At 70.9% G+C, this 22,655-nt stretch carries 21 protein-coding genes; 5 read left to right on the top strand and 16 right to left on the bottom strand.

The genetic code is table 11. The features are described from left to right. Positions 1-23: 23 nt before the first annotated feature. The 11 genes from MVG78_RS04940 to MVG78_RS04890 all read right to left on the bottom strand — a co-directional run bounded on the left by MVG78_RS04940 (position 24) and on the right by MVG78_RS04890 (position 10,331). Positions 24-911, bottom strand: a complete 888-nt coding sequence (locus MVG78_RS04940) for a MetQ/NlpA family ABC transporter substrate-binding protein (protein WP_247558748.1) — start codon at positions 909-911, stop codon at positions 24-26. Between the two features lie 10 nt (positions 912-921). Next, entirely contained in the window at positions 922-1,752 is an 831-nt protein-coding gene (locus tag MVG78_RS04935) for a MetQ/NlpA family ABC transporter substrate-binding protein (RefSeq protein ID WP_247558746.1), read from the bottom strand. Between the two features lie 10 nt (positions 1,753-1,762). Further along, on the bottom strand, positions 1,763-2,584 hold the full coding sequence (locus MVG78_RS04930) for a MetQ/NlpA family ABC transporter substrate-binding protein (RefSeq protein ID WP_247558744.1): 822 nt from the start codon (positions 2,582-2,584) through the stop codon (positions 1,763-1,765). A gap of 35 nt (positions 2,585-2,619) precedes the next feature. After that, a complete protein-coding gene (locus tag MVG78_RS04925) occupies positions 2,620-3,294 on the bottom strand; it encodes a methionine ABC transporter permease (protein ID WP_247558742.1) in 675 nt (224 codons plus the stop codon). Continuing rightward, the gene (locus MVG78_RS04920; RefSeq protein ID WP_247558740.1) at positions 3,294-4,361 is read right to left on the bottom strand and encodes a methionine ABC transporter ATP-binding protein; all 1,068 of its coding nucleotides are present in this window, start codon (positions 4,359-4,361) and stop codon (positions 3,294-3,296) included. Before MVG78_RS04920 ends, MVG78_RS04925 begins: the two co-directional genes overlap by 1 nt. A 446-nt stretch (positions 4,362-4,807) precedes the next feature. After that, a complete protein-coding gene (locus tag MVG78_RS04915) occupies positions 4,808-5,242 on the bottom strand; it encodes a PaaI family thioesterase (RefSeq protein ID WP_247558739.1) in 435 nt (144 codons plus the stop codon). Positions 5,243-5,304: 62 nt separating this feature from the next. Further along, positions 5,305-6,171 carry a flagellar motor stator protein MotA gene (motA, locus tag MVG78_RS04910; RefSeq protein ID WP_247558737.1) on the bottom strand — a complete coding sequence of 289 codons (867 nt, stop codon included), beginning with the start codon at positions 6,169-6,171 and terminating at the stop codon, positions 5,305-5,307. Next, on the bottom strand, positions 6,168-7,265 hold the full coding sequence (locus tag MVG78_RS04905) for a flagellar motor protein MotB (protein WP_247558735.1): 1,098 nt from the start codon (positions 7,263-7,265) through the stop codon (positions 6,168-6,170). Before MVG78_RS04905 ends, motA begins: the two co-directional genes overlap by 4 nt. A gap of 453 nt (positions 7,266-7,718) precedes the next feature. Beyond that, the gene (locus tag MVG78_RS04900; protein ID WP_247558733.1) at positions 7,719-8,450 is read right to left on the bottom strand and encodes an aspartate/glutamate racemase family protein; all 732 of its coding nucleotides are present in this window, start codon (positions 8,448-8,450) and stop codon (positions 7,719-7,721) included. A gap of 46 nt (positions 8,451-8,496) precedes the next feature. After that, positions 8,497-8,796, bottom strand: coding sequence for a hypothetical protein (locus tag MVG78_RS04895; protein ID WP_247558731.1), 300 nt, complete (start codon positions 8,794-8,796; stop codon positions 8,497-8,499). A gap of 50 nt (positions 8,797-8,846) precedes the next feature. Next, positions 8,847-10,331 (bottom strand): lytic transglycosylase domain-containing protein, encoded by a 1,485-nt coding sequence (locus tag MVG78_RS04890; RefSeq protein ID WP_247558729.1) that lies wholly within the window; start codon positions 10,329-10,331, stop codon positions 8,847-8,849. Positions 10,332-10,650: 319 nt separating this feature from the next. Here MVG78_RS04890 and MVG78_RS04885 point away from each other — a divergent pair, with 319 nt between their 5' ends. The 4 genes from MVG78_RS04885 to MVG78_RS04870 all read left to right on the top strand — a co-directional run bounded on the left by MVG78_RS04885 (position 10,651) and on the right by MVG78_RS04870 (position 14,529). Then, positions 10,651-11,217: an outer membrane lipoprotein gene (locus MVG78_RS04885; protein ID WP_247558728.1), complete on the top strand. Its 567-nt coding sequence runs from the start codon at positions 10,651-10,653 to the stop codon at positions 11,215-11,217. Positions 11,218-11,440: 223 nt separating this feature from the next. Further along, complete coding sequence (locus MVG78_RS04880; RefSeq protein ID WP_247558726.1) at positions 11,441-12,277, top strand: ABC transporter permease; 837 nt, start codon at positions 11,441-11,443, stop codon at positions 12,275-12,277. 7 nt (positions 12,278-12,284) lie between these two features. After that, positions 12,285-13,019 (top strand): ABC transporter ATP-binding protein, encoded by a 735-nt coding sequence (locus MVG78_RS04875; RefSeq protein WP_247558724.1) that lies wholly within the window; start codon positions 12,285-12,287, stop codon positions 13,017-13,019. A gap of 91 nt (positions 13,020-13,110) precedes the next feature. Further along, the gene (locus MVG78_RS04870; protein ID WP_247558722.1) at positions 13,111-14,529 is read left to right on the top strand and encodes a glycosyltransferase family 4 protein; all 1,419 of its coding nucleotides are present in this window, start codon (positions 13,111-13,113) and stop codon (positions 14,527-14,529) included. 391 nt (positions 14,530-14,920) lie between these two features. On the opposite strand, the gene MVG78_RS04865 is transcribed toward MVG78_RS04870, so the two are convergent. The 5 genes from MVG78_RS04865 to bla all read right to left on the bottom strand — a co-directional run bounded on the left by MVG78_RS04865 (position 14,921) and on the right by bla (position 21,585). Then, positions 14,921-16,264, bottom strand: a complete 1,344-nt coding sequence (locus MVG78_RS04865; RefSeq protein ID WP_247558720.1) for an amidase — start codon at positions 16,262-16,264, stop codon at positions 14,921-14,923. Between the two features lie 127 nt (positions 16,265-16,391). Further along, on the bottom strand, positions 16,392-17,771 hold the full coding sequence (locus MVG78_RS04860) for a cytochrome c (RefSeq protein WP_247558718.1): 1,380 nt from the start codon (positions 17,769-17,771) through the stop codon (positions 16,392-16,394). Then, a complete protein-coding gene (locus MVG78_RS04855; protein ID WP_247558716.1) occupies positions 17,768-19,534 on the bottom strand; it encodes a GMC family oxidoreductase in 1,767 nt (588 codons plus the stop codon). Before MVG78_RS04855 ends, MVG78_RS04860 begins: the two co-directional genes overlap by 4 nt. A 44-nt stretch (positions 19,535-19,578) precedes the next feature. Then, positions 19,579-20,313 (bottom strand): gluconate 2-dehydrogenase subunit 3 family protein, encoded by a 735-nt coding sequence (locus MVG78_RS04850; RefSeq protein WP_247558714.1) that lies wholly within the window; start codon positions 20,311-20,313, stop codon positions 19,579-19,581. 345 nt (positions 20,314-20,658) lie between these two features. Continuing rightward, complete coding sequence (bla, locus tag MVG78_RS04845) at positions 20,659-21,585, bottom strand: class A beta-lactamase (protein WP_247558712.1); 927 nt, start codon at positions 21,583-21,585, stop codon at positions 20,659-20,661. A 106-nt stretch (positions 21,586-21,691) separates the two neighbouring features. Here bla and MVG78_RS04840 point away from each other — a divergent pair, with 106 nt between their 5' ends. Next, positions 21,692-22,567 carry a LysR family transcriptional regulator gene (locus tag MVG78_RS04840; protein ID WP_247558710.1) on the top strand — a complete coding sequence of 292 codons (876 nt, stop codon included), beginning with the start codon at positions 21,692-21,694 and terminating at the stop codon, positions 22,565-22,567. The last annotated feature ends 88 nt before the right edge of the window (positions 22,568-22,655 follow it).

Genomic DNA, 22,655 nt, shown 5'->3' with positions numbered 1-22,655 from the left:
GGGCAATGGCCCCGCCGGCCGCCTCAGGCGCCGACGATCACCGCGCCGCCGAACTTCTCCTCGACGAAGCGCCTGACCTCCGGCGCGCCATAGCCGGAAGCCAGCTTCCGCGCCCAGGCGGCATCGGCATCCGGGCGCCGCACCACCACGAGGCAGGTGTAGACACTCTCGGCGCCCTCCTTCACCAACCCGTCCTTCAGCGGGTTCAGCCCGGCCGGAACGGCGTAGTTGCCGGTGATGGCGGCGGCGTCCACGTCGTCCAGCGAGCGGGCGATCTGCGCCGCCTCCAGCTCCACGAAACGCAGGCGCTTGGGGTTCTCCACCACATCCGCCACGGTGGCGCGGAAATCCACGCCGGGGGCCAGCTTGATGACGCCGCCCTGGGCCAGCAGCAGCAGGGCGCGGCCGCCATTGGTCGGGTCGTTGGGGATGGCCACGCGCCCACCCTGCGGCAGGTCGGCGAGCGACTTCAGCTTGCGGCTGAACACCGCCATCACCGTCAGCACGGTCTTGCCCACGGGCACGAAGTCGTAGCCGCGCTGCGCCTTCTGCGCGTCGAGGAAGGGCTGGTGCTGGTAGGTGTTGGCATCGATGTCGCCGCCCGCCAGGGCCACGTTCGGCTGGATGAAGTCGCCGAACTCGGTGATCTTCACGGCGAAGCCGTCGCGCGCCAGCACGTCGCGCACCTGTTCCAGCACCTGGGCATGCACGCCGCTGGTGACGCCGACGCGGCAGGGCCGCGCCGCCGTGCCGATCTGCGTCGTGCCGGTCTGCGTCGTGCCGGTCTGCGTCGTGCCGGTCTGCGTCGTGCCGGTCTGCGTCGTGCCGGTCTGGGCCGTGCCTTGCGCCCGCAGGATCGCCGGAAGCAAGAGGCCGCCGGCCGTGGCCAGCAGGAGGGGGCGCCGATTCATGGGATGCTCCTCAGAAGGCCGGCACGACATTGCCGTGGAAGGTGTCGCGCACGAAGGCGCGGATCTCGTCGCGGTGATAGGCGGCCACCAGGCGCTTCACCCAGGGGGCGTCCCGGTCGGCCTCACGCACCACGAGGAGGTTGGCATAGGGGCTGTCCGCATCCTCGCGGAACAGCGCGTCCTTCGCCGGGTCCAGCCCCGCGATCAGCGCGTAGTCGGTGATCACCACCGCCGCGTCCACATCGTCCAGCGAGCGGGCGACCTGCGCGGCCTCCAGCTCCACGATGCGCAGGCGCTTCGGGTTCTCGGTGATGTCGGCCACGGTGGCGCGGAAATCCATGCCCGGCGTCAGCCCGATCAGCCCGGCCTTCGCCAGCAGCAGCAGGGCGCGGCCGCCATTGGACGGGTCGTTGGGGATGGCCACGCGCCCGCCCTGCGGCAGGTCGGAGAGCGCCTTGTACTTCCGCGCATAGACGCCGAGCGGGAAGACCAGCGTCTTCGCCACGGCGGCGAGCCTGTAGCCACGGTCCCGGATCTGTTGCTCCAGGAAAGGGCGGTGCTGGTAGGAATTGCTGTCGAGGTCGCCCGAGGCCAGCGCCGCGTTGGGCTGGATGAAATCGGTGAACTCGACCAGGCGCAGTACGAGGCCGTCCTTCGCGGCCAGCTCGCGCACCTTTTCCGTCACCTGGGCATGCGGCCCGGCGGTGACACCGATGCTGAGCGGCCGGGCGGCACTGCCGATCTCCGCCGCCTGGTTCCCCGTTTGGGCACGGAGGAGGGCGGGGCGGAGGAGCATGCCGCCGGCCAGGAGGCCGGCGGCGAGGAGGGGGCGACGCTGCATGGCTCTGTCCTCAGAAAGCCGGGATGACGGAGCCGGAGAAGGTCTCCGCCACGAAGGCCTTCACCGTGTCGTTCTGATAGGCGTTGATCAGCTTCCGCACCCAGGGCTTCTCCTCGTCGCCCTGGCGCACCACGATGCGGTTGGAATGCGGGCTGTCGCTGCGCTCGATGGCGATGGCGTCGCGGGTCGGTTGCAGCCCGGCGGTGATGGCGTAGTTGGTGTTGATCGCGGCCGCGTCCACATCGTCCAGCGCGCGCGGAAGCTGCGCCGCCTCCAGCTCCACGATGCGCAGGCGCTTCGGGTTCTCGGTGATGTCGGCCACGGTGACGCCCACATCCGCATTCGCCGGCAGCTTGATGGCACCGGCCTGGGCGAAGAGCATCAGGCCGCGCCCGCCCTGGGTGGGGTCGTTGGGAATGGCGATGCGGCCGCCCTGCGGCAGCGCATCCACCGACTTGTACTTCTTCGAATAGATGCCCATCGGGAAGGTCAGGGTCTTGGCCACCGAGACCAGCTTGAGGCCGCGGTCCCTCACCTGCTGGTCGAGGAAGGGCTGGGTCTGGAAGGAGTTCGCGTCCAGGTCGCCGGAGGCGAGCGCCACGTTGGGCTGGATGTAGTCGGTGAACTCGATGATGCGGATCACCAGCCCGTCCCTGGCGGCGATCTCGCGCACCTTCTCCATCACCTGGGCATGCGGGCCGGCGGTGACACCCATCTTCAGCGGGCGGGCGGCGGTGCCGATCTCCGCACCCTGGGCCCGGGCGCGGGTCGCGGCGGCGAAGGCCGGGATGGCGAGGGCAGCGGCGAGGGCCGTGCGGCGTGCGAGGGTCATGGTCTTCTTTCCCGTGTCGTGTGGCGTTTCGTTGTTCAGCGGTGACTGACGCGCCGGACCAGCCAGTCGCCCAGCGATTGCAGGCCCTGGACGAAAAGGATCAGGATGACGACCACGGTCGCCATCACCTCCGGCATGAAGCGCTGGTAGCCGAAGCGGATGCCAAGATCGCCGAGCCCCCCGCCGCCGATGGCGCCCGCCATGGCGGAGAAGCCCACCAGGCTGACCAGCGAGACGGTGATGGCGGCGATGATGCCGGGCATCGCCTCGGGCACCAGGACGCGGGTCAGGATCTGCATCCGCGTGGCGCCCATGGCGCGGGCGGCCTCGATCACCCCCCGGTCCACCTCGCGCAGCGCGCCCTCGAACAGGCGGGAGATGAAGGCAGTGGCGGCGAGTGCCAGCGGCACGATGGCGGCGCTGGTGCCGATCGAGGTGCCCGCGATGAAGCGGGTGAAGGGCACGATGGCCACCATCAGGATGATGAAGGGGGTGGAGCGCACCGCGTTGATCAGCAGGCCGAGCGGCCGGTTGATCCAGCCGTTCGGGCGCAGCCCGCCCTGCCCCGTGCTGTAGAGCAGCAGCGCCAGGGGCAGGCCGATCGCCACCGCCACCGCGATGGAGACGAAGACCATCACGAGGGTCTCCCAGGCCGCGTCGATCATCAGATCCTGCAACGCGGGGGGCAGCCAGGGGAACAGGTTCGGCATCAGTGCTGGCTCCCTTCCTTCACATCAGCCACGTCGAGGCCGAGCGAGCGCATCCATTCCACGCCCTGGTCGAGCTGGGGCGGCGTGCCATAGGCGGCGAGGGCCATCAGGCCGAAAGGCTCGCCGCCGATCTCGTCGATGCGGCCGGACACGATGTTCAGGTCCAGCCCGAAGCGGCGCGAGGCCTCGCTGACCACGGCGCGGGTGGAATGCGGCCCGGCGAAGAGCACCTGGAGAAGCCGCCGCTCCTCCCCCGGCCGCGGCGCCGGCAGGCGGGCGACCGTGCCGGGCGGCACGGCATGGCCGATCACCTCCGCCACGAAAAGGCGCGTGACGGGCTGCTGCGGCCGGGTGAAGACGTCGAAGACCCGGCCCTGTTCCACGACCCGCCCCGCCTGCATCACCGCCACGCGGTCGCAGATCGCCTTCACCACCGCCATCTCATGGGTGATCAGCAGCACCGTCAGGTCCAGCCGGTCGCGCAGCGACTTGATCAGGGACAGGATGTCGGCGGTGGTCTCGGGATCGAGGGCGCTGGTGGCCTCGTCGCAGAGCAGCACCTTCGGGTCGGAGGCGAGCGCCCGGGCGATGCCCACGCGCTGCTTCTGCCCGCCCGAGAGCTGCGCCGGATAGGCGTCGCGCTTGCCCTCCAGCCCCACCAGCGGCAGCAGTTCCCGCACCCGCGCCTCGCGCTCCGCCCGCCCCGCGCCGGCGATGGAGAGGGGGAAGGCGATGTTCTCCGCCACCGTGGCGGAGGAGAGCAGGTTGAAGTGCTGGAAGACCATGCCGATGCCGCGCCGCGCCTGGCGCAGCCCGGCCTCGTCCAGCGCCAGCATGTCGCGGCCCAGCACCTCGACCCCACCGCTGTCGGGACGTTCCAGCAGGTTGACGCAGCGGATCAGCGTGGACTTGCCGGCGCCGGAACGGCCGACGATGCCATAGACCTCCCCCGGGGCGACATCGAGGGAGACGCCATCCAGCGCCAGGGTCGCCGCACCGCGCGCGGTGAAACGCCGCGTCAGGTCACGGAGCCGGATGGCGGCCGGCGCTTGTTCTTCTGAAGACATGAGAAAACCCGGTCAGGAAGCTTCTTGGGAGGCATGGTGGCCCCCGGCCAGGCTGGCGTCGCACAGGCGGCGCCCCCGGCCTCGTGACGATCCGGCAGGTCCGGTCTGCGCCGCCGGCACATCCCCGTGGAAAGGATGACACCCGGGCGCGGCCCGCCTCAATTCCTCCGGGCCATGCGCATCATGCGTCGCATCGCGATCCTCCAACAATGTCGGATGACCCACGAAGCAGGGCCGGAGGGGCCGGCATTCGCTTCCTGGCGCTTTAGCTCTTGGTGACGCGGCGCAAGCTGCATCCGTCAAATCGCCCGCGGCCCCGGCCTGAATCCGGCCGGAACGGAGCCGGGTTAAGCGGATTGTCCCGCCCTGTCAAGCAAATGGGTTTATCACACGATCAATTGTCGTGTTATTTCCCCCGGCCTCCCTGCGAGGCCGGGGGCGCGGGATCATTCGCGGGCCAGGCCGGGCACACCTTCCAGGCTCTCGCTGCCCTTGCGCACCCGGTGGGTGCTGGAGCCGAAGGCCACAAGGGTGCGGCGGGCATCGAAGACCTCGAACTGCACGAAATAGGTGCTGCGGCCCTGGGAGACCACCTTGGCCTCCGCCACCACACGGCCCGGGGGCACCCGGTTGGTGAAGCGGCAGTTCAGGTCCACCGTCACGCCGTAGCGCACATGGCCCGGCACGGAGCACCACAGCCCCGCCATGCCGGCCGCCTGATCGGCCAGGGCCATGATCGCGCCGCCATGCATGATCCCGGCGAAGTTCAGGAGTTCCGGGGTGACCTCGCACCCCACGCGGGCATAACCCTCCCGCCATTCCTCCACATCGAAGCCCAGGTGGTTCGGCAGGCCGCCGGCCCGTTCACGTGTTTCGCTCATGCGGGAAGCGGTGGCAGCAGGCCCCACCCGGCGTCAAGTTCTGGCGTCAGTTTCCCCGGACCTCAGGCGATCTGAAGTTCCTGCAGGGTAGCCTCCAGCTCCTGGAAACTCGGCATATGCTGGCTGGGCGCCATCTTCCGGCCGGTTTCCACCGCCACCTGGGGGGCATTGCCGTGCAGATGGGCGATCAGCACGGCACGGATCACCTCGTAATACTTGGCCTCCTCCTCCACCACGCCCTTCAGCCGGGCGGCGACGGGGGCCACCATGCCATAGGCCAGCAGCACGCCGAGGAAGGTGCCGACCAGCGCGCCGCCGATCATGCCGCCCAGCACCGTGGGGGGCTGGTCGATGCTGGCCATGGTCTTGATCACGCCCAGCACCGCCGCGACGATGCCCAGCGCCGGGAGGGCATCGGCGATGCTCTGCAGGGCATGGGAGGGATGCATCTCCTCCTCCCGCATCTTCTTGAGCTCGCGGGCCATCACATCCTCGATCTGGTGCGGGTCGTCGGCATTCATCCCGACCATGCGCAGGTAGTCGCAGATCAGCAGGACGGCGTGATGGTCCTTCCGGATATCGGGGAAGTGGTTGAAGGCGTTGCTTTCCTCCGGCTTCTCGATATGCGGCTCCAGCGCCATGTTGCCCTTCTGCTGCGCCAGCCGCACCAGGAAGAAGAGCAGGCTGAGCATGCTGACATACTGCGCCTTGCGGAAGCGTGAGCCCTTGAGCACCTTCGCCAGCCCGCCCAGCGTGTGCTTGATGTCGTTCAGGCTGTTGGCCATGATGAAGGTGCCGAGGGCGGCGCCGCCGATCACCATCATCTCGTGCGGCAGGGCATGCATGATGATGTCGAACTTGCCGCCCGCCAGCACATAGCCGCCGAAGACGCAGCCCAGCATCACGACGAGGCCCAGGATCGCGTTCATCGCGGCGCTCCTCCGGTCGTGGCGGGCGGCGGCGCCTGGCGCAGCAGGAGGATGGAGACCCGGCGGTTGGCCGCGGCCTCCGGCGCCTCGGGCAGCAGCGGCTCGCGCTCCGCCAGGCCGGCGACGCTGCGCAGGCGACCCTCGCCCACCCCGTTCTCCACCAGCAGGCGGCGGGTGGCATTGGCGCGCTCGGCCGAAAGATCCCAGTTGCTGCGGGCATCGCCGCGGAAGGGGGTGGCGTCGGTATGGCCGGTGATGGACACCGCGTTGGGCACGCGGCGGATCACCGAGGCGACCTTGGCGACCAGGGCGCGGGAACGGTCGTTCAGCGTGTTGCCGCCGGAGGTGAACATCGGCTTGCCCTCCGAATCCAGAAGCTGGATCCGCAGGCCCTCGGGCACCTGCTCCACCCGGAACTGCTGCGCCAGCTCCGCCAGGGCCGGATCGCCCGCCACGGCGGCGCGGAGCTGGCCGGCCAGTTGTTCCAGCGCGGCGCGCTCCCGCTTCTCCAGTTCCTGGCGCAACGCGGCCTCCGAGGCGGCGGCGAGGTCGGCATCGCGCCGTGCCGCGCCGGGGCCATCATGGAGCCCACCGTCACCGGCGGCGGCCGTGGGGAGCCTCGCCCGCCCGGGCGTCGCGTCGGGGCTGTCATCCGGGCCGGGCTCGGCCTGCCGCGTGGCCACCGGCTGGGCCGGGGTGTCGGTCTCGTCCTCCACCTCGATATCCTGCAGCACCGGCCGGGGGCCGGTCTCGATGCGCGGGCTGCTGGTGTCGGTGGAAAGCTGGGCGGGGGAATGCGGCGTGCTGCCGCCGAAGGGCTGGCCGTTGCCGGAGGTCGCCTGGGACATCAGGTTGGTCGGCGCGAAATAGTCCGCGATGCCCTTGCGCTGCTGCTCCGTGGTGGCGTTGAGCAGCCACATCAGCAGGAAGAAGGCCATCATGGCCGTGACGAAATCGGCATAGGCGACCTTCCAGGCGCCGCCGTGATGGCCCGCCTCGCCCCCTTCCTCCCGCCGGATGACGATCGTCGGTCCCTGGTTGCGGGTTCTCGCCACGCTCTCCGTGCCCCATGCTGCGCTGCCGTCGGCGCGCATCCTGCACGGCAGTCCTTAAGCGGGGGTTATGTGGGCCGGGGCTTTGTCGGGCCGCCGCCGGGCGCGCCTGCGGGCGTTTCGCCTGTGGCCCGGGGGATAAAAGGCTCCGCCTTCGCCCCCGTACCCCCCATCCGCCAGGAACCTGGTCAAACGTATACGTTTGACCCTGGACCTCCCTTTCGCTGGCTTCCGCTGATGCCGGATCACGCCGGAGCGCATGGCGCTCCGGCGACTGCGGATGCCATCAGCGCGGGAGGCGTTTTTCTTCTTTCGGGAGCCCCTTTCCACCGGCCCCCCAGGGATCAAGCCACGGCAACGGCCGCCACCGGAACCCACGAAAGCCCGGGGTCCGGGGACCGGCTCCGGTCCCCGGCGGAGTGGGGGTCCGGGCGGAGAGGCAGAGCCTCTCCCCCGGGGCCGGCCACGCAGCACAACCGCCGGAGGAAGCCCGGATCAGCCGCCGAGGCGTTCGGAGAGTGCCGTGGACAGCCCCGAGGACGGGGCAGCTGGCGGTGCCGGCAGGGGCGGCAGAGGTTCGCCGAGGCTGGCTTCCAGCAGGCAGTCGAGGCTGTCCAGCACCGGCACGGGCAGATGCGCCGCCACGGCGGGGGCAAGGCCCGCCAGGCCGGCGCCACCCAGGACCACCACACCTGCCCCTTCCGCGATGGCGGCCTCCGCCGCCCCGGCCAGCAGCCGGGCCGCGCCATCCGGGTCGCGGGCCAGGGCGTCGCCGGCGGGCGGCACGGCGCGGACCAGGATGCGGTCCGGCCCGTGACCCAGGGCGAAGGCATGTTCCCGCAGCATCGGCCCCCAGGCCTCGCCGCCGGTCAGCAAGGCAATCCGGGCAGCAGGAGCCAAGGCCAGGGCGGCGGCGATGCTGGCCTCCGCCATGCCGCGCACGGGAACGCGGGAGAGTTCGCGCGCCGCCAGGAAACCCGGCTCGCCGAAGCAGGCGATGGCGATGCGGTCCACCGCCGCGTCCTGCTCCGCGATGGCCTCCAGCACCGCATGCCCGGCCACGGCCACGGCGGCACGGGTGGCGATATAGCGGGCGCCGAAGCGGGCGGTGCAGGGAAGGATCTCGACATCCCCGCGCCCCTGCCGGGCCAGCCAGGCGCCGGCATGGTGGCGCAGGCGCGCCGTCATCGCCGAATCGGTGTTGCCGTTGAGGAGGAGGAGGCGCATCGGCCGGGGAGGATGCGCCACCCGGCTGCGGTTGCGAAGGGGCCGTTCAGCCCTGTTCCGGCGCGGCCTCGTCCAGCGCGGCGTACCAGCCGGCATAGGGTGTGTTGTGCGCCAGATGGCGGGTGTAGTCGGGGGCGCCGTCCTGCCACCAGACCGGGCCGCGCTCGCCCAGGCCCCGCTTCGCCTCGTCCACCGCCTGCCGGGCGGCGCGCAGCGCCTCCGCATCGCCCCGCCGGCCGGCGTCGCGCACCGCGCGGCGTGCCCGCATCAGGGCCTGGACCAGCGCCTCGCGCCCGGATTCGGACAGCGTGGGATCGGCACGGCGCCAGAGCCGGCCGCGCACCACGAGGTAGCGGCCATCCGGCGTGACCGGAGGAGGAGCGCCCGGCCCGGCGTTCAGCTCTGGGAGTCGGGCGACAGGGTCATGCAGGCGCCACGGCCGCTGCGGAGCTTCTCGCAGGCGTTCTGGGCGCCGTCGCGCGACAGGCCCATGACCCGGGCGCGGTAGAGCACGGTCTTGCCCTGCATCACCGGCTGCACGGCGACGCGCACGCCACTGGCCGGGATCTTGGAGCGCGCCTGGTTGGCTGCGGTGCGGGCCTGGCTCTCGCTGGCATAGGCGCCGACCTGCACCGCCCAGTTGCCGGCGCCCGGCGCGGCGGTGGCCGTGCTGAGGCCGGGGCGCGACAGGGTGCCGGCATGGGCCGTGCCGACGAGGCTCAGCGACTGGGGCGGCGCGGCGCGGCGCGGCGCGGCAGCCTCGGCGAGCTCTACCGGGGCGCTGCGGGGCGCCTTGGCACGGCTGGCGGGCGTGGCGGCATGGGCGCCGGCGGCGAAGGCCGGCGGGGTCGGCAGGATTTCCTGGCGGCTGAAGGCGGTCTCGATCCGGGAGCTCGTCGTGGAGGTCTCGCGCGGCGTGGTCGAGCCGTCGGGAATCGGGTCCATCGCCACCACGTTGCCGCCGAAGCGGGAGGAGGGAGCGGGGCCGGTCGAGCCATCCGGGATCGGCGCCATGGCGACGACGGTGCCCTGCGGGGCATAGGAGCCGGAAGAGGAACGGGTGGAGCCGTCCGGGATCGGTTCCATGGCGATGACCGGACCGTTGCCCAGGCTGGCCACCTGCACGGGGGCCGGCGGCGGGGCCGAGGCGATGCTGGTCGAGCCGTCGGGGATGGGCTCCATGCGCACCACCGGGCCAGGCGGCAGGGCGGCGACCTTCACCCCCGGATCGACGGCGCGGCGCTGGTCGCGCAGCGCCAGCATGGTGGCGGTGTCGCCGCGGCGCGGTCCGGGCGGGATGCGCAGCGGAATGTCGGCGGCGGCATAGACCTCCGGCGGCGCGCGATGGGACGGATGGGCGTCCACGATCCGCGGCCCGATCCGGGCGACGTAGTTGCGGGTCTCGGCCGGCAGGCCCTTGCCGCCCCAGAGATAGTCCTCCAGGCGGCGGGGACCGGCATTGTAGGCGGCGAGGAAGGCCGGGCTACCGTAGAGCTCGTACATCTCCCGGATATAGGCGGCGCCGGCCATGATGCTGTCATAGGGGTGATAGGGATCGTTCCCGAACCCGTAGCGGGAGGCGAGCTCGGCATAGGTGCCGGGCATCACCTGCATCAGGCCCATGGCGCCCACCGGGCTGGTGGCCGTGGTCCGGCCCGCGCTCTCCTGGCGCATCACCTCGCGGATCCAGCGCTCCGGCACGTCGAATCGCTTGGAGGCGTCGCGGATATAGGGGCCCCAGGGATCGCTGGGCGGGCCGGGCGGGTCGTAGGAGGCGGGACGGCGGTAGTTGGAGGCCGAATCGTAGATGTGCCGGGAGGACGTGGTCGTGGCCTGCTGACTGCCACAGGCGGCGACACAGGCGAGAAGCGACAGAGTCATCGCCCCCCGCACGCGCACGGCCATGCCGCGCCGATCAAACCCGCGAGGAAGCATCCCCCAATCCCCCCAACTCGGTACTCCCGCGAGCCTTCCGGATGGGCCGGTCGCCGGCGCCCCCACGCTGACGAAACGGCCGGAAGCCGCGGTGCAGACGGTGCCTGCGGCGGAAAGGGCTAACGGAAGCCCGGGCATGAAGCAAGTGGAGACTCTCCGTTGCATGTCGTGGGCTGGCGCCGCTGTGCGATCCACGCCACGTTGGCGCCCCCTTCTCGCCACATTTCGCGCAGAAGACTCTTCGCAATTCCGAAAGGAACGCCTCATGCGTCGTATAACAAGCCATTCCCGCGCGCGTCGTTCGTCTTCGGCTGCTCTTCGGCTCTGTCTGGTTTCACTGGCCCTGGCCGGTGGCCTGACCGCCTGCGCGCCGCAGAACACGGGCACGACTTACAGCAGCGCGACCATGGGCATGCCGGCGGCGGTGACCTATGGCGTGATCAAGGGCACGCGGCCGGTGACGGTGCAGAGCGGCCGCAGCGGCGTCGGCACGGCGGCCGGCGCGGTGGCCGGCGGCGTGGCGGGCTCCTTCATCGGCGGCGACTGGCGCAGCAACGTGCTGGGCGGCCTCGGCGGCGCGGTGCTGGGCGGCCTCGCCGGCAATGCGATCGAGCGCGGGACCAGCACCGGCCAGGCCATCGAGTTCATCATCCAGCAGGACAATGGCGGCGACATCGCCGTGGTGCAGACCAACGAGGACAACCTCCAGGTCGGCGACCGGGTCTTCATCACCCATGGCCCCGACCAGGTGCGCATCGGCCGGGCCATCGGCGCCCCGCCGCCATCCGCCGGCCTGTCCTCCCGCCCGGTCGGCGCCTACGCGCCGAAGTAGGACCGCAGGGACTCTCACGGGAGCTCCCACTCGGGGCTCCCACTTGGTGCTCCCATTGGGACCCCATGGAAGCACAGGGGGAAAGGCGATGCCTGCCCCCGGTCTCCCGGCCTTCCCTGCCCCCTGGTGACACGGCCCGCCACGGCTCCGGCGGGCAGGGCGGGGCCGCCCTGCCGGTAAGACAGGTTGTGGCGCTTCCCGGCTTCGTATAGGCACGCCCGCCATGACCGCCCAGCCGTCGCCCGTCTTCCAGATCGACGCGCGCAACCCGCGACGCTTCTCCCGCGCCATGGAGGATCTGACCTCCGGCCTGCAGACCTGGCGGCTGAGCTGGGCGCTGGCGCGACTCGACCTGCGCAATCGCTACCGGGGCTCGGTGATCGGGCCCTTCTGGCTGACCCTTTCCACCGCCGCGATGCTGATGGGGCTGGGGCTGCTCTATTCCCGCCTCCTCGGCATCAGCCTGCGCGACTACCTGCCGCATCTGGCGGTCAGCCTGGTGGCCTGGAACACGATCAACAACCTGGTGCTGGATGCCTGCTCGGCCCTGACAGGGGCGGAGGGCGTGATCCGGCAGATGCGCCTGCCCTTCTCCGTGCATGCGATGCGCTGCGTCTTCCGCAACGTGCTGACGGCGGCGCACAACATCCCCCTGCTCTTCATCGTGCTGGCGATCTTCAACCGCTGGCCGGGACCGGAGGTCGCGCTGCTGGTCCCCGGGCTGCTGATCTTCTTCGTCAACGCCCTGGCGGCCTCGGTCTTCCTGGGCATGATCTGCGCCCGCTTCCGCGATGTCGGGCCGATCGTGACCAACATCATGCAGCTCGCCTTCTTCATGAGCCCGGTGATCTGGAAGGCCGACCTGCTGAGCCCCGCGGCCCGGGCCTGGCTGCCGCTGAACCCCTTCTACGACCTGCTGGAAGTGCTGCGCGGCCCGCTGGTGGATGGCGGCGGCGCACCGATGGCCTGGGTCGGCGCCATCCTCTACACCCTGGTCGCCACGGGGCTGGCCCTGGGCTTCTTCGTCCGCTTCCGCGGCCGCCTCGCCTTCTGGGTCTGACGACGACATGGCTATCATCGAGGCCCAGGGGCTCAACATCGAGTTCCCGCTCTATCACGTCGCTTCCCGCTCGCTGAAGAAGCGGCTGCTGGCCAAGGCGGCGGTGCGGGTGAGCACGGACGAGTCCAACCGCGTGGTGGTGAACGCCCTGCGCGACCTCACCTTCACCATCCGCCCCGGCGAGCGCGTGGCGCTGGTCGGGCACAACGGCGCCGGCAAGACCACGCTGCTGCGGACCCTGGCCGGGATCTACGAGCCGGTTGGCGGATCGCTGCGGGTGGAGGGGGAGATCGGCTCGCTGATCGACCCGGCGGCCGGCATGGACCCGGATTCCACGGGGCGGGAGAACATCCGCCTGCGCGGCCTCTTCCGGGGCCTGAGCGAGGCCGAGATCGCCGAGCTGGAGCGCGAGGCCGCGGCCTTCTCCGGCCTGGACGAGTTCCTGGACGTGCCGATCCGCGGCTATTCCGCCGGCATGGGCATCCGCCTCTCCTTCGCCATGGCCACCACCATGAACCCCGACATCCTGCTGATGGACGAATGGTTCTCGGCGGGCGACGCGGATTTCATGCGCAAGGCCGAGGAGCGGCTGGCGGCGCTGGTGGACAAGGCCGAGATCATGGTCATCGCCACGCATGACTTCAACGTGGTGCGCCGCTGGTGCAACCGCGCCATCCGGCTGGAGGCCGGACGCATCACCGCCGACGGCACGGTGGACGAGGTGGTGGGCACGGCCGCCTGACGGCGCTTCCCGCCTGATGCCTTGCGGTCCTCGCCGGGGCCGACACAACATCCCTCCCCGCCCCCTTGGCCTTGACCTGACCGGGGTCCCGATGAGCGCAGCAGCAACGAGCGCACCGATCTCCCATCCGGCACGCACCCTCTGGGTCGAGGTCGGCGACCTGCTGGACTATGCCGCGATCCGCAACCGGCTGTCCGGCATCCAGCGCCTCGCCTTCGAGCTCTGCCGTGCCCTGGCGCCGCATCCGGGCGTTCGCTTCTGCCGCGCCGTGCCGCCGCGCGAGGGGCTGCGCGCGGTGGAATGGGCGGAGCTGGAGGCGCTCTACGCCCGGCTCTCCGGCGGCGACGATGCGCCGCCACCGGGACGCGACGGGCATGCGGTGGTGGCGGAGCACATCGCCGCCCCTGTGGAGGAGGCCCGGCGCGGCCTGCTCCGCCGGGCGGCGGGCTGGCTGCCGGGCGATGTCCGCATCCCGCTCGCCCGCGCCACCGTGGCGCAGGCCTCGGTCGCCGCGGAGCTCGGCCGCGCGCTGCGGGGCGCCACCGGCGCGCTGGGCCGGCGCGGGCCGGGCACGGGCAAGGCGCCCGAGCGCACGGTCGTGGAACCCGCGCCCGGCGACACGCTGCTGATCCCCGGCGCGCCCTGGGCGCATCCGGACTACGGCCTGGTGCTGGGCCGGATGAAGGCGCACACCGGCCTGCGCATCGCGCTCGTGCTCTATGACCTGATCGCGGTGAAATACCCGGAATGGACCGATCCGGGGCTGATGCGGGTCTTCGGCCCCTGGCTGCGCCGCACCCTGCCGCAGGTGGACCATGTGCTGGCCATCTCCGAGGCCACGGCGCGGGACGCGGCGGAATGGGCGGCGCGGCAGGGCATCGCCCCGGCACCGCGCATCACCGCCTTTCCCGTCGGCACCGGCTTCGGCGCCGCGCGGCGTCCGGAACCCGCCGTGCCGCCGCCGCCGGGCGATCCGGGCTATGTGCTCTTCGTCTCCACCATCGAGGCGCGCAAGAACCACGCCCTCGCCTTCCGCGTCTGGCGCCGGCTGCTGGAGGAGATGCCGGAGCGGGAGGTGCCGCGCCTGGTCTTCGCCGGCGGCGCCGGCTGGCTGGTTCAGGACCTGCTCGGCCAGATCCGCAACACGGCGAATCTCGGCGGCAAGCTGGTCCTGGCCGGCTCGCCGAGCGATTCCGACCTGCGGCTGCTCTACCGCGACTGCCGCTTCACCGTCTTTCCCTCCTTCTACGAGGGCTGGGGCCTGCCGGTGACGGAAAGCCTGAGCTTCGGCCGGGTCTGCCTCGCCTCCGACCGGGCCTCGGTACCGGAGGCCGGAGGGCGCTTCTGCGCCTATCTCGACCCGGACAACGCCACCGGCGCCACCGCCGCCGCCCGGGCGCTGATCGAGAATCCGGCGCATCTCGCCGCCATGGAAGCCGGGATCCGCGAAGGCTTCCACCCGGTGCCCTGGTCCGGCACCGCCGCCGCCGTTCTGGCGGCGCTGGGCTGATCGGGCGCTACGCCTGAGGCTGCCCCCGGGGGAGAGGCGCTGCCTCTCGCCCCGGCCCCCCACTCCGCCGGGGACCGAAGCCGGTCCCCGGACCTCAGGCTTTCGTGGGCACCGCTGGTGGCCGTCAGTCTGTGGATTGATCCCTGGGCGCAGGTGGATCAGCAGGAAGCCCAAAAAGAAGAAAAACAGCTTGTCCGCGCGGGTGACGCCCACAGTCGCCGGAGAGCCATGCTCTCCGGCGCGATCCGGCCTCAGCAGGTGCCAGCGAATGGGGTCCAGGGGCCCCATGGGACCCTTGGGCGTCCTGGCGGATAGGGGGCGCGGGGGAAAAGGCGGAGCCTTGTCCCCCGGGACAGGGCGACACCAGACGTCATGCGCGGACCGCGCCGGTTCAAGCGGCGGAGAGTGTCCTGTCCACCCAGGCGCCATGACCGAAGAGCGCCGCATCGGCGTTGCTGAAGCCCAGGAGCTGCAACCCGAGTGGCAGGCCGCTCGCCGTCAGGCGCGGCAGGGCCAGGGCGGGCACGCCGAGCATCGAGCCGGGCGCGACGAAGACAGGGTTGCCGGTGGAGCCCAGCCCGGCCGGCGCGGCGCCCGGGGCGGTGAGGCTGACCACGGCATCGCAGCGCGCGGCAAGGCGGGCGAAGGTCTCGCGCGCCGCCTGCCGCCGCTCCAGGGCGGCGGCGTAGTCCGCCCGGGTCATGCCGCGGGCCCGTTCCCAGCGGAGATGCGTGGCCTGGCTGAGCGCGGCGGGATCGCGGCGCATATAGCTGCCGAGCGGCCAGAGCCATTCCCAGGCATTGATGCGGGTGACGATCTCCATGGCCGGGGCGATTGCCTGCTCCACCGCCGCCAGTTCGGGGCAGGTGGCGGCCTCCAGGATCTCGACCCCATGGCGGCGCAGCATGTCGAGCGCCCCTTCCAGCGCCGCCTGGGCCTGGGGTTCCAGCACCGCCCAGCCGGCGGTGCGCAGCAGGGCGAGCCGCTCCGGCCGGCGCGCGGGTGGCGGTGCCTTCGGCCCGCACAGGCCGGGATAGCCCGGATCGCCGCCGACCCGCTCGGCGATGGCGATGGCCATGGCCCAGCAATCCTCCAGGCTGGCGGCGATCGGGCCGGTGCAGCTCTGGCTGAGGAAGTCCAGGCTGCCGCCGCGGTTCAGCCCGCCGACGCTGGGCTTGAAGCCATAGGTGCCGCAGAAGCCGGAGGGGCGCAGGATGGAGCCCACCACCTGCGTGCCCAGCGCGCCGCAGACCTCGCCCGCCGCCACCGCGGCGGCGGAGCCGCTGCTGCTGCCGCCCGGGGTACGGTCCGTGTCCCAGGGGTTGCGGGTGCCGCGCGGCTCGGTGGAGGCGAATTCCGTGGTCACCGTCTTGCCCAGGATGACGGCACCGGCCTCGCGCAGCCCCTGCACGCTGGCGGCATCGAAACGCGGCTGATAGCCGTCATAGAGGGGGGAGCCCATGCCGGTGGGCAGGTCCTCCGTCTCGATCGTGTCCTTGACGCCGACCGGCATGCCGTCGATGGGCGAAAGCGCCCTGCCCTCCCGCCAGCGCCGCGCGGCACCGTCGGCGGCCTGCCGTGCCGCCTCGGCGTTCAGCGCGGTGAAGGCGCCGATCCGGGGTTCCCACGCCGCCAGGGCCTCCAGGCATTCCTCCAGCACCGCGCGGGGCGAGTCCCGGCCGGCGGCAAAGCCCTGGATGCGCGAGAGATAGGGACGGAGACGTGGCTGTGGCATGGGCGGAACCCCCTGGCGGGAAGATGTCGCCCGTCGGTTTGCAAACGGCATGCCGGGGGCCCTGCGCCCTGCCCGCCCGGCAGGAGGTTGGCGCCAGGATGGGCGGAAGCCATCCTGGCGCCGCCCGTCACGGATGGCCGGAAGTCGGGTTGCTGCCACCGGACGCATTGCTGAAGCCGGTGCGCGGCGCCGGCTCCGGCTGCTTCGGCAGGGCCGCGCGCACCCGGGCCACCTGCTCGGCCGTCACCGCCGGGGCCGTGTTGCTCCAGCCGCTGCGCAGGAAGCTGGCCAGCGCCGCCACCTCCTCGTCCGACAGGCGATAGGCGAAGCCCGGCATCGGCAGCACGGAAGGCGCGCGGTCGGTCGAGGGTGTGGCCGCGCCGCCCAGGATCGTGGCGATCAGCCCGGTCGGGTTCTCCGCATTCACGATCGAGGCGCCGTCCAGGCGCGGGAAGACCGTGGCCCCGCCATGGCCGGTGACGAAGTGACAGGCGCCGCAATTGTCGAGGTAGAGGCGCTCACCCAGCGCCAGATCAACGGCAGCGGTCAGCTTCGCCTCGGTCCGGGCCTGCCCGTCCGGCTTCGGCTGGATCGGCGGCATGGTGTTGGGGATCGACTTCAGATAGGCGCCGATCGCGTGCAGGTCGGCATCCGTCATGTAGTTCATGCTGTGCTCGACCACCGGCTTCATCTCGCCGCCGACCGCGGCGACACGGTTCCGGCCCTTGCCGAGATAGTCGGCGATGTCCTGCACGCTCCAGGTGGCCACGCCGCGGGCGGCCTCGCCGCCGGCGCGCAGCTGCGGCGTGTGCCAGCCGTTCAGCTCGGTGCCCGCGAGGAAGTGCCGGTCGCTCGCGATGAAGCCCCGCTCCTGCATCGTGAAGGCGCGCGGCGTGTGGCAGGTGCCACAATGTCCCAGCCCCTCCACCAGATAGGCACCCCGGTTGATCTCCTCGCTCGCCTGGGGGTTCGGCTGGAAGGTGCCGCTGGGCACGAAAGCCCAGTTCCAGAGCGACAATCCCCAGCGCTGGTTGAAGGGGAAGCCGAGCCGCGTCTCCTCCGGCCGGTTCACGACCGGCTCCACGCCCTTCATGAAGAAGGTGTAGAGCGCGTGCATGTCCTCATCGGTGATCAGCCGGTAGGACGGATAGGGCATCGCCGGGTAGAGGTTGGCGCCATCCGCCCGCTTGCCCTGGCGCAGCGCGGCGGCGAACTGCGCCTCGCTGTAGCTGCCGATGCCGGTCTGCTTGTCGGGCGTGATGTTGGTGGTGACGATCCGGCCGAGATCGCTCTCGATCGCCAGGCCACCGGCGAAGGGCTTGCCGCCCGGGCCGGTGTGGCAGGCCACGCAGTCGCCGGCGCGGGCGAGATAGGCGCCGCGCTCGATCAGCGCCGCCTCGCCCGGCGTGGAGGCAGCGGACTGCGCCAGCGCGGCACCCGTCAGGCCGGACAGGAGGCCGGCCGCCAGCAACAGGGGTTTCAGCACCGTCATGGTCCTGCCGCTCACGCCTGCACCAGGGGGCCGGGGTTCTTCAGGTACTGTTCCGTGATCGCCTTGACGGACCAGTAGGTCATGGCACCGATCATGTTGGTCGGGTTCGCCTGGAAATTCTGCGGGAAGGCATTGCCGCCAGGGACGAAGACATTGTGCACGTCCCAGCTCTGCAGATAGCGGTTGATGGCGGAATCCACCGGCGTCTCGCCCGCCACCGCCCCGCCGACATTGTGCGTGGAGATGTAGGCCCGCGTGTCCCAGTGCGAGTCCATCTTCAGGAAGCTCTCGGTGAAGCTGTCCGGGTTCAGCGCCCTGGTGATCTCCAGCACACGCTCGCGCAGGAAGCGCTGCAGCTTCAGCTCGTTCTCCTTCCAGTCGAAGGTGATGCGCAGCAGCGGCTGGCCGTAGGGATCCTTGTAGGTCGGGTCGAGGTCCAGGTAGTTGCCGCGATAGGACATGCAGGTCGTCGTGATGCTGACCTTCATGGAATGCCCGTACCAGTCCTTCATCCCCTTCTTCCAGCCGGCGCCCCAGCCCGGGGTTCCGGCGGGCAGCGAGGCGCCGATCGGCGCGCCGCCGGCCTGGGAGCTGTGCAGCTTCGCGCCGCCGATGAAGCCATGGGACGCGGCGTCGAAGTTGCCGGGCGAGAAGTCGTTGATCATCTGTCCCGTCGGCCCGGCGGAGGCGAAGGGGTTGAACACCTTGTCCTTGTAGAACAGCGTCGCATTGCCGTTGCTCAGGAAGGCGTAGTTGCGGCCGACCACGCCCTCCCCCGTATGCGGGTCATAGGGCGTGCCGATGCCGGAGAGCAGCATCAGCCGCACGTTGTTGAACTGGAAGCTGCTGAGGATGACGATGCCCGCGGGCTGGAAGACCTCCCGCCCCTGCTCGTCGATATAGGTCACGCCCCTGGCGGTCTTGCGGTCGTCATGCAGGTCCACGCGGATGACATGCGCGTTGACCTCGTAGGAGAAGTTCCGCAGGCGCCGCGCCGCATCCAGGATGGTCGTCTGCGGCGAGGCCTTGGAGTAGTTCAGGCAGTAGTAGTCGCTGCAGAAGCCGCAGTAGTTGCAGGGCGCGATCTGCACCCCATAGGGATTGGTGTAGGGGCCGGAGGCGGCGGCGGAGGGGTTCGGGAAGGGATGGTAGCCCATCTTCCGCGCCACCTCGGCGAACATCGTGTTGTTCAGCGTGTCCTTCAGCGGCGGCATGGGGAAGGGATTCGAGCGCGGCCCCTCGAAGGGATCGCCGCCCTCCATGATCTGGCCGCGCAGGTTCCCCGTGGCGCCGGAGGCACCGCAGACCTTGTCGAAATGGTCCATGAAGGGTTCCATTTCCTCCCAGGTGAAGGGGAAGTCCTGGATCTGCATGTCCTCCTGCAACTGGCCGGGCTTGTAGGCCTGGTCGGCGAAGGTCCTGAGCTTCAGGTCCGTGGGCGTCGGGCGGATCAGCACGCCGGTCCAGTGCACGCCGGCACCGCCGACGCCGTTGCCGGGCTTGAAGGCGCCCCAGTTGCGCGTCGGCAGCGCGACCTCGTCGGTGTTGTGCCGCACCGTCGTCGCCATCTGGCGCGGGCGGGCGAAGACCTTCTGGCGGATGGAATAGGCGAGCTGGTCGGCCGGCCTGGGGTAGATGTGCTGGGCGTTGGTGCGCTCGGGACCGCTTTCGAGCGCACGGACCTTGAGCCCGGCACGCGCCAGCTCGATGCTCATGATCGAACCGGACCAGCCCAGTCCGACAACCACCGCGTCAACGGCGTCTTTGACGATAGTCATGGGGAATCCTAGCGGGAGGGGCGCGTCAGCGAAGCTGGACGGGGTCAGGCGCGTTCGCCCAGGAGGCTGACCGGGCCGAGCGGGTAGCGGACATTGTGCTGCCCCACCCATTCGAGGAAGCTGGCACGGGCCCCGGGGAAGTTGATCATCTTCCACGCCGCCATGCCCTTGTTGCCGCCATACATCGGGTCGGAGAGGTAGCCTTCCTTGGTGTTGGTCAGCAGGAAGGAGAAGAATTCCCCGGCCTTGAGCTGCGGCTCGCCGAAATCGGAGAAGCGGATCTCGTTGTGCTGCAGCCCCGTCAGCACCGCGTCGCGCGTGGCGGCGTCGAGCGCCTCGAAATCCTTCCCGTGGGTCTTCCGGCAGAAGGCTCCGGTGGCCCGGATGCCGCGGCGGTAGATCTCCTGCGGCGGATAGGGAAGCTGGAAGCCCATCAGCGCCGGGGCATCCGGCTGGAAGGGGCCTTCCATGTACCAGTCGGCCGCCTGCCCATAGGGGCCGTTCAGCTCCTGGTCGATGAAGACGGGCACATTGGTGTCCAGCGCGCCCGGGCCTTCCGCATCGGAAGGGATCAACCTGTCGCAGGCGGCCTTCACGAAGTCCCACTCCTCCGCCGAGAAGAAGACGGGCTTGTAGCTGTCGAGCGAGGGGGCGAGGCGTTCCGCCGCCTCGGCCGCCGGCATCCGGGCGAAGGCGGCCCCCAGCGTGGCCGCCGCCGGAAGGGCGAGTGCCGTGGTAAGGAGGAAATGACGACGCAGCGTCATGTGACCTGTCGACATGCGGGACCCCTGGCCGGAAAGCGTGTTTTGAACCCGGCCTATTCGCCCCCTGTTTCACCTGTCAATCGTTGATAAGCAGCATAACCATATCGTAAAGAAAACATACGGGCGAAACCGCTGACAGCATGGCTGAAACGGCGAAAATTAAAATTCCTACATTGGAATTTCGCTATTTTAACTTACACATGACTTTGCACCCATGAACGGGATCTCCATCCCGCCCGGTTTTTCTCGGCACTCAACTTCCATCACCCATCGCGCCACCTCGGCTGGCCGGGGCTCCGCCGGTTCGTGATCCGGATGCCCGCTCCGCCTCCGTGACCTTCCGGCCGGGTCAGGCCCGCTTCAGTGGCCCTTCGCGGCAACGATGGCCGCGGCCACCTCGGCCAGGGCCGCATCGCGGGCCGCGCCATCCGCCGTGCTGCCGGTGGAATAGGCGGCGACCAGGACCGGCGCCGGCCCGGCCGGAGAGGCATGAGGCGGCCAAAGAAGGCCGACATCGTTGTTGCTGCCGTTCTCCCCCGCGCCGGTCTTGTCGCCCGCCCGCCAGCCTTCCGGCAGGCCGGCGCGCAGGCGCTTGTCGCCCGTCCTGTTGGCGCGCAGCCAATCGATCAACCGCGCCCGCCCCTTGTCCGACAGCACCTCGCCCAGCGTCACTTGGTGCAGGCTGGCCAGCATCGCGGCCGGGCTGGTGGTATCGCGCGGATCGCCCGGCTTCGCCTCGTTCAGCGCGGTTTCCCAGCGGTCGAGCCGCGTCACCCCGTCGCCGATGGAGCGCAGCCAAGCGGTCAGCCCCGCCGGGCCGCCGACCTGTTCCAGCATCAGGTTGCCGGCGGTGTTGTCGCTGAGCGTGACGGCCGCCTCACAGATCGCGGCCAGGGTCATCCCCTCCTCCCCGGCATGCTTCCCCGTCTCGGGGGAATAGGCCACCAGCTTCTCCCGCCCATAGCGGATGCGCTGGTCCAGCCGCGCCTGCCCGGCATCGACCCGCGCCAGGACGGCCGCCGCCGCCAGGAGCTTGAAGGTGCTGGTGAGGGGAAAAGGCTCCGTCTCGCGATACCCGGCCCGCTGGCCGGTGGCGGTGTCGAGCACGGCCACGCCGAGCCGCCCGCCGACCCGCCGCTCGATGGCGGCGAAACTGGCCGGCAGGGCGCCGAAGCCGGCTCCCGCATCCCCCTTCCCGGCCACGGATGCCGCCCGTGAAGGCACCGTCCCCATCATGCCGAAGCCCAGCGCCGCCATGGCGCCCATGCCCATCCGCCTGCCGATCATCCTGCCATTCCCCTCCATGCTGGCGGGCGGAGATTGCGCAGGCGGCCGGGTCGCGGCAAACGATCGTTTCTCGCGAGAGCCCCAAAGAAAGCTAAGGGATCACGCCATGCTCCCCTCGCAGCTTCCGCTCAACGCGCTGCGGGCCTTCGAGGCCGCCGCCCGGCACCTGAGCCTGACGCGGGCCGGGCTGGAGCTGCGCGTCACCCAGGCGGCGGTCAGCCATCAGGTGAAGAGCCTTGAGGAAATCTTGGGCGTCACCCTGTTCCGCCGCCTGCCGCGCGGCCTCGCCCTGACCGAGGAGGGCGAGGCGCTGCTGCCGGTGCTGACCGAGGCCTTCCGGCAGATCTCCGGCACGCTGGAACGCTTCGCGGGCGGGCAGCTGCGGGAGGTGCTGACACTGGGCGCGGTGGGCACCTTCGTCACCGGCTGGCTGCTGCCGCGCCTGCCGCGTTTCCGCGCGGCACATCCCTTCGTGGACCTGCGGCTGCTGACCAACAACAACCGCGTGGACCTCGCCGGCGAGGGGCTGGACGGCGCCATCCGCTTCGGCGACGGCGCCTGGCATGGGACGGAAGCGGTGCGGCTGCTGGCGGCGCCGCTTTCGCCACTCTGTGCCCCGGCCCTGGCCTGGCGGCTGCGCCAGCCTGCGGACCTGCTGCCGGAGGTGCTGCTGCGGTCCTACCGCACCGATGAATGGGAACGCTGGTTCGCCGCGGCGGGGCTGGCGCCCCCGGCGATCCGGGGCTTCGTCTTCGATTCCTCGCTGACCATGGCGGAGGCGGCGGTGCAGGGCGTGGGCGTCGCCCTTTTGCCGGCGCGGATGTTCGAGCACGACCTGCGCGCCGGACGGCTGGTGCGCCCCTTCGCCACCGAGGTCACGCTCGGCGCGTACTGGCTGACCCGGCTGAAGTCACGGGCCGAGACACCGGCTTTGGGGGCCTTCCGGCAATGGCTGCTGGCGGAGGCGGCACGGCCGGAGTGATGCGGGCGGCCTGGCCTCCCTACCCCCGGAGGAGAGGCGCTGCCTCTCCGGCGCGATCCGGCCACAACGAGAACCCATGAAAGGCAGG

The organism is Roseomonas gilardii subsp. gilardii (genome assembly GCF_023078375.1).
Classification (GTDB): Bacteria; Pseudomonadota; Alphaproteobacteria; order Acetobacterales; family Acetobacteraceae; genus Roseomonas; species Roseomonas gilardii.
Note: the sequence above shows the minus strand (reverse complement) of the source record. Positions and strands in the feature narration are given on the sequence as shown.